Here is a 5,869-nt window from a genome sequence, read left to right as displayed (position 1 = left end):
GGTCCCCCGGGGGCCCGTGAGAGCGGGCACAGACCGGAGTATAGGGGCGCGAACGGCGGTGTTGGATATCTTTTTTCGCGTTTTTGGAGGGGGGTGAGAAGACCCCGTTGCGGTTGCGGGGATGAGCAATATGGGGTGCTTCGGGTATGCCTGACCTCTCCGAAAATGCCTGCACTTGACCAGAAGCCGCGCCAAGCCCGGACATCATCATGGGCAGGCGTTCACGCGATCCGGGCTCGCCGGATCCTTGAGGGCCCTAGCCTGCGTCCTCTGGCATCCGCGTTTTCAATCCGTGCCTCTCAGAGGTCGCATTGAATTTCCGGGCGACTGCCGCTCCAATGTCGATCCCGAGGTCCTGCGCGAGAAGATCAAGGGCGATGATGGCGTCGGCGATTTCATCGGCCACATCGTCGAGACTTGCGGTCGAGCCGTGAATGCCGCGCTGGCCGCGCAGGTATTTTTTCAAGGCCTCGGCGACCTCGCCAACTTCGCCCGCCACTTCAAGCCCGCGAAAGGCGATATCCGCCTTGCCGTTGCCCGGCCATTCGGCCTGCCGTGTGATGTTTGCCTTGCGCAGGTCGGAAAATGTCATGGAGAGGCCCCTGATGCTGTAGCGGAATGGACCGCATAGCAGGGCGAGGTGTTCTCACCAACCCTTTCACTTGCTAGGCAAGCCCTGCCAAATGCGATAAGGGCAGGGCAGCTTCACATTGAACCGGGCTTTTCACGCGTGTCTTCCGGATTTCCTTCTCAAAACACTCCCTTTTACGCAAGGCCTGCAGGCGTCTGGGCGATTGTCGCAGCCTGGGGGCTTGCCCATCTCTTGCTCAGGGCCCTTGCCTCGCCCGTGCTTGGAACGGACGACATGTTTGAAAACGTGCTCGTCCAGACGCTTGAGCCCGGCTACATGCTGCGTCAGCCGCCGCTTTACGAATGGGTGCTGTGGTCTGCCCAGCAGGTGTTCGGGCCGACCATCTGGGCGGCACTCTTTGTCAAATACGCGCTGATCTCGCTGGCAGCGCTGTTTCTGTTTCTGATCGCGCGCAAGGCGATCCCGGAGCCGAAAACCGCAGCGCTTTGCATTTTTTCATATTCCCTGTTCTATCAGTTCGGCTGGAACCTCCACGAAGGCGTCACCCAAACCGTGGTGCTGACCACAGCCTGTGCCGCGAGCGCCTTTTTCATGATCAAGGCGCTCGAAACCCGGCATCTCGGGCACTATGCGCTGTTCGGGGCGGCGGTGGGCGCAGGCCTGTTGTCCAAGCACTCCTATCCGGTGTTTGTCATTGCGATTCTGGCCGCAGCCGCGAGTGACGCCGCCTGGCGCGGCCGGTTCCGCCTGTCCGGTCTGGCGCTTGTGCCGGTGGTCGCCCTGATCGCCTACAGCCCTTATCTTTACTGGATCCTCAGTGACGGCCTCAACCTTGCCGCTTCCATGGAAAAGACGATGGGGGTGGAAGCCGCCACGCCGCATTGGCTCCGGGCGGGGGAGGGGCTCGGCAAGCTGGTCTTTGCGATTGCCGGATTTTCCGTGCCTCTGGTGCCGGTGCTCGCCCTTTTGTTCTGGCAGCGATACGCGGGCCGTAAACCTGCTCCCTTGTCGCCAGTGACTGATGTTGCCCGGCTGTGCGGTCGCACGGTGCTGATCATGGTGGTGCTGACCGCGCTCCTGATTGCCGCCACAGGGGCGACCTATGTGAAGGAACGGCACATGCACCCGTTGCTTCTGTTGCTGCCGGTCTATCTGTTTGCCGATCTTGCCCGGTTCGAATGGCACCGGCAATGGCGCATACTGGGCGCGGTGATTGCGGGTGTGGCCGTGGTTGTGTTCCTCCTCCGTGTTCCGGGATTTGTTGCGCCGGACAAGTTCTGGTGCGGCGGAAAGTGCCGGCAGATGAAACCATACGAGGCGCTGAAGGACCCGCTTGCAGCTCTTGGTGCCTCCAACGCGACCCTGATAGCGGACAATGGCTATACCGGCGGCAATCTGCGGGTTTTGTTTCCCGGAGCCCGCATTGTGGCCCCCAATATTCCGGCCCGCACGCCTGCCCGTGCCAGATGTTTCTATGTCTGGGAACAGGGGAACGCGAAGCCGCAGACCCCGGCGCTCCGGCGCTTCGGTCAGCTGAGCCAAAAGGCAGGCATCGGTGAACCGGCGCTCAAGGCGGAATATGTTGAGGGCAATTGGCCGCATCTGTGGAAACCGGAAGGCTGGCGCAAAACCTGGTGGGGCATTGCCGAACTCAACCCGGATGATCCGGCATGCTTGTGAAGGAGAGAGCGGAGATGAACGAAGGCCCGGCAAACGCCTGCACCATCGAGAAGGCGCAACCGGAGCATTTGAAGGACATTGTCGCGCTCCTGAACGCTGGCGCGACCAGCGTGCGCCGGGACAAGGAATTTGCGACCTGGCAGGACTACCGTCCCGCCTTCGAGGCCTTGTGTTCGGCACCGGAGGCCGCCATCTATGTCGCGCTTGATCCGGAACGCCATGTGGTCGGGACCTATCAGATCCATTTCCTGAAAGGACTGGCCTATCAGGGGCGTCCGAGGGTGGAGCTTGAAAGCGTCCATGTCCGTGCGGACCAGCAAGGGACCGGCGTCGGGCGGCAGATGGTGGCCCATGCCGAACAGTTGGCGCGTGAAGCGGGCGCCTGCCTGCTGCAGCTCACCTCCAACCGGGAGCGCGAGGGGTCGCATCATTTCTACAGGCGCCTGGGTTTTGACCAGAGCCATCTGGGCTACAAGAAAATGCTGATGTGAACGGTGAGCAAATTTCGCCGAACGAATGCCGGTTGAACTCTGGACTGAACGGTCCTAAATCATCGTCATTCGCCGATACGTCTTATCAACCCGGCCGGGAGCCCTTCATGACTGTCACGCAGAACAAGCCGATTGAACTTTATTACTGGCCGACGCCGAACGGCTGGAAGATCTCGATCATGCTCGAGGAACTTGGTGTGCCTTACGAGGTGAAGTACATCGATATCGGCAAGGGCGACCAGTTCGCTCCGGAGTTTCTCGCCTTTTCACCGAACAACCGCATGCCGGCGATCATCGATCCGGAAGGGCCCGACGGCGCGCCGATCACCGTGTTCGAATCAGGCGCCATCCTGCAGTATCTCGGCCGCAAGTTCGGCAAGTTCTATCCCTCTGACGAGCGCAAGCGGGTTGAAACGGAAGAATGGCTGATGTGGCAGATGGGCGGGTTTGGCCCGATGCTTGGTCAGAACCACCATTTCCGGATCTATGCACCGGAAAAGATCCAGTACGCCATGGACCGTTATCTCAACGAGACCCATCGGCTTTACGGCGTGTTGAACAAGCGGCTTGAAGGCCGGGAGTATGTCGCGGCGGGTGAATACACCATTGCCGACATGGCCATGATCGGCTGGGCGCAGGGCTGGGAACGCCAGGGCATGGATCTTGAGGAGTTCCCGAATGTGAAAGCCTGGAAGGCGCGGCTGGAACAACGCCCGGCGGTCAAGGCCGGGCTTGTGGTCGGCAAGGACGAGCGTGAACGGTTTGCGCTGGCCGACGACAAGAAGGCACAGGGCGTCCTCTTCGGGCAACGCGCGAAGTAACACCAAACGCCCTGTTTCATGCCTTGTTCGGTCCTCTCAACAAGCGTGAAGACGTTAAGGCAACCCGACTGTTCACCCGAAACAGGACAGGTTCCGCTTTCGGCGAAGGGCGTTCGGCTTCGTCAGGGAATGCCATGAATGGCGCTTTCCGCCATTGATGGCTTCCCGGCCACCTTGTGGCACACGCGCAGATCGTCAAACGAGGTTTTCAGCCTCCTAGTCTTCGAGGCTCAGTCAATGCAAGCGTGTGTTGGTCAGACGGGTCAATGATTGAAGCGGTTGGTATAACCCCCCCATTAAACGCCGGTCCCGTATCCGTTCCGGGGCCGGTTCCCTCGGGAAACAGCCTGCTGACGCGGGCGGTGCCTGGACTGGCGCGCTAGTTCACCTTGGTCCAGACCTCGTTCTTGCAGACATTGACCACGGCTTTCACGCAGCCCTTGATGTTCAGCTGACCGGCACGGGGTGTGGTGACGGTTGCGGCTGCGCTGAAGCCGCGCCGCGGATCGTAGATGCGGCCCGACCAGGCATCCCCGTCCGGCTTGAGCTGCCACAGGATTTTCAGGCCCAGAAGCTTGCGGTTGCGTTTGGACGCATCCCTGTTGTTGGCGTCCGTCGCGGTGGCTTCGGTTTCGCCCTTCGGGGCCGGAAAACTGACAAGCTTGCCGCAGAGTGCTGATCCGCAGGTCGAAATCTCGACCACGGCATCAGCCTTTGTGCGCCATTTTCCGGAGATGTCGGGGGCCGATTGGGCAGGTGAGGCTGCCATCAGCGCAAGACCGGCACATGCCGCCCCGATTACAAGAGAAACTGGCCGTCCGGCCCGCCGGTTTGGTGCATGTTTCAAGAATTGCATGAAAAAACCCCGCCGCAAATGGAGTGTGACAGGCTGTCACGATCTCAGGACTTTGCGGCGGGGATTTGACAGTAGCGTTGCTGAACGGAAGATGAACCGGTTACTTGACCCGGGTCCAGGTTTCGCCCTTGCAGATCAGGCCGCCCATGACGCAGCCTTCCAGTTTCAGCTTGTTCGCCGAAGTCATCTGGATGAAACCGGTATAGGTCTTGCCGTCTTCCCCGTTATAGACCTTGCCCTTCCATTGGCCGGACTTGCCGGTCGGCTTCATGGACTGGATGATCTCCACCCCGACCAGCGAACGCTTGCGCAGCGAGGCGTTCGGGTTCTTGGTGTCGTTGCGCGGCTGCTTCATCCAGACAATCTTGCCGCACAGCCCGGAGCTGCAGGAGTTGATCTGGATTTTCGAGGCGCCGCTCGGACGGATCCATTCGCCCTTGGCGTCGGCGGCAAAGCTTGGTGCGGCGAAAGTCATGGCAAGACCGGCACCGAGTGCCAGCGCGGCCAGAGTTGATTTCAACATTGTTACTCCTCCCAAGAAGCTTCATGCTTCCCTAAACGGAAACAGAGCCTACCGGTCTTCCGGGGGCGTGCAAACCCGTATCCCTGCGTCACCTGATCAAGAAAATCGGCCGGATGAGCCGGGCAGGGCCGGTTTTCCCGAATGAGATCCGGGAAACGATCCGCTCCCCGGTTTGGCAAGATGCGTTTGGACCAGCCGCAAACCCTTGATGTGTTGGCGCCGGTCCGGCGGCGTTTCCCTGCTGATCCGCCGCCGGACAGGATCAGGCCGCCGTTTCGCTGTCGCGATTGGCGTAGGGCGGGATGTTGTTGACCAGGGCGGCACATGCCAGGGCAATGTAGCGTGGCGCCCCCTGTTTTCTGAATTTGGCGATCGTATTCCGAGAACCAATTCCCAGAGCCTCCGCGGTCGCCGCGGTGCTCTTGAAACCCATCCGCTGGCACCAGTGCTGAAACTCTTCCGCGTTCATAAATATCCCCTCATTCCAAATCGTATTTTCATTTCGCCCGTGCGGATAAACATCACGGGTCGCTGATATAGAATATACAACCATTGAGCGATTTAAAGCAAAAAATGTCACTGTGAAATTTCTCATTCCGGTTTGACTGCAACTGGAGAAACGCGCGTTGCAGGACCGGATGCGCATTGGCCTTGACGGGCCGCTTTCAAAACCGTCGCGCATAAACATCTCAGGCCTGTGACAGGGGGCGTGGCGAGACGGCATAGGCAGGGCGTGGAAAACCGGTCAAGGCGCGAAAAATGGCTTGCGTTCGAGGGCGGTGATCACTAAACGGGACTCACCGGAGAGGTGGCCGAGTGGTCGAAGGCGCTCCCCTGCTAAGGGAGTAGACGGGGAACCGTCTCGAGGGTTCGAATCCCTTCCTCTCCGCCACTTGCCCTTGAAAA

7 protein-coding genes and 1 tRNA gene are annotated in these 5,869 nt (G+C 60.1%); 4 read left to right on the top strand and 4 right to left on the bottom strand.

The genetic code is table 11. The features are described from left to right. Positions 1-256: 256 nt before the first annotated feature. Positions 257-592 carry a MazG-like family protein gene (locus E1297_RS04890; RefSeq protein WP_155134638.1) on the bottom strand — a complete coding sequence of 112 codons (336 nt, stop codon included), beginning with the start codon at positions 590-592 and terminating at the stop codon, positions 257-259. A gap of 138 nt (positions 593-730) precedes the next feature. Here E1297_RS04890 and E1297_RS04885 point away from each other — a divergent pair, with 138 nt between their 5' ends. The 3 genes from E1297_RS04885 to E1297_RS04875 all read left to right on the top strand — a co-directional run bounded on the left by E1297_RS04885 (position 731) and on the right by E1297_RS04875 (position 3,584). Beyond that, on the top strand, positions 731-2,272 hold the full coding sequence (locus E1297_RS04885) for a glycosyltransferase family 39 protein (protein ID WP_209015646.1): 1,542 nt from the start codon (positions 731-733) through the stop codon (positions 2,270-2,272). A 14-nt stretch (positions 2,273-2,286) separates the two neighbouring features. Continuing rightward, entirely contained in the window at positions 2,287-2,763 is a 477-nt protein-coding gene (locus tag E1297_RS04880) for a GNAT family N-acetyltransferase (protein ID WP_155134635.1), read from the top strand. 107 nt (positions 2,764-2,870) lie between these two features. Further along, positions 2,871-3,584, top strand: a complete 714-nt coding sequence (locus E1297_RS04875) for a glutathione S-transferase N-terminal domain-containing protein (protein ID WP_155134632.1) — start codon at positions 2,871-2,873, stop codon at positions 3,582-3,584. A 379-nt stretch (positions 3,585-3,963) separates the two neighbouring features. On the opposite strand, the gene E1297_RS04870 is transcribed toward E1297_RS04875, so the two are convergent. The 3 genes from E1297_RS04870 to E1297_RS04860 all read right to left on the bottom strand — a co-directional run bounded on the left by E1297_RS04870 (position 3,964) and on the right by E1297_RS04860 (position 5,645). Beyond that, complete coding sequence (locus tag E1297_RS04870; RefSeq protein WP_155134629.1) at positions 3,964-4,440, bottom strand: DUF2147 domain-containing protein; 477 nt, start codon at positions 4,438-4,440, stop codon at positions 3,964-3,966. A gap of 100 nt (positions 4,441-4,540) precedes the next feature. Further along, entirely contained in the window at positions 4,541-4,963 is a 423-nt protein-coding gene (locus tag E1297_RS04865) for a DUF2147 domain-containing protein (protein ID WP_155134626.1), read from the bottom strand. Positions 4,964-5,225: 262 nt separating this feature from the next. Continuing rightward, positions 5,226-5,645 (bottom strand): hypothetical protein, encoded by a 420-nt coding sequence (locus E1297_RS04860; protein WP_155134623.1) that lies wholly within the window; start codon positions 5,643-5,645, stop codon positions 5,226-5,228. Positions 5,646-5,765: 120 nt separating this feature from the next. Between E1297_RS04860 and E1297_RS04855 the strand changes: the two genes are divergently transcribed. Further along, positions 5,766-5,855, top strand: a tRNA-Ser gene (locus E1297_RS04855). Positions 5,856-5,869 lie beyond the last annotated feature (14 nt).

Source organism: Roseibium sp. RKSG952, assembly GCF_009711355.1.
This window is presented reverse-complemented; position numbering and strand designations above follow the sequence as displayed.

Excerpts from the sequence above, each read along its gene's own strand:
- E1297_RS04890 (WP_155134638.1), bottom strand. The coding sequence starts at position 592 with ATGACATTTTCCGACCTGCGCAAGGCAAACATCACACGGCAGGCCGAA.
- E1297_RS04880 (WP_155134635.1), top strand. The coding sequence starts at position 2,287 with ATGAACGAAGGCCCGGCAAACGCCTGCACCATCGAGAAGGCGCAACCG.
- E1297_RS04875 (WP_155134632.1), top strand. The coding sequence starts at position 2,871 with ATGACTGTCACGCAGAACAAGCCGATTGAACTTTATTACTGGCCGACG.
- E1297_RS04870 (WP_155134629.1), bottom strand. The coding sequence starts at position 4,440 with ATGCAATTCTTGAAACATGCACCAAACCGGCGGGCCGGACGGCCAGTT.
- E1297_RS04865 (WP_155134626.1), bottom strand. The coding sequence starts at position 4,963 with ATGTTGAAATCAACTCTGGCCGCGCTGGCACTCGGTGCCGGTCTTGCC.
- E1297_RS04860 (WP_155134623.1), bottom strand. The coding sequence starts at position 5,645 with ATGCGCGACGGTTTTGAAAGCGGCCCGTCAAGGCCAATGCGCATCCGG.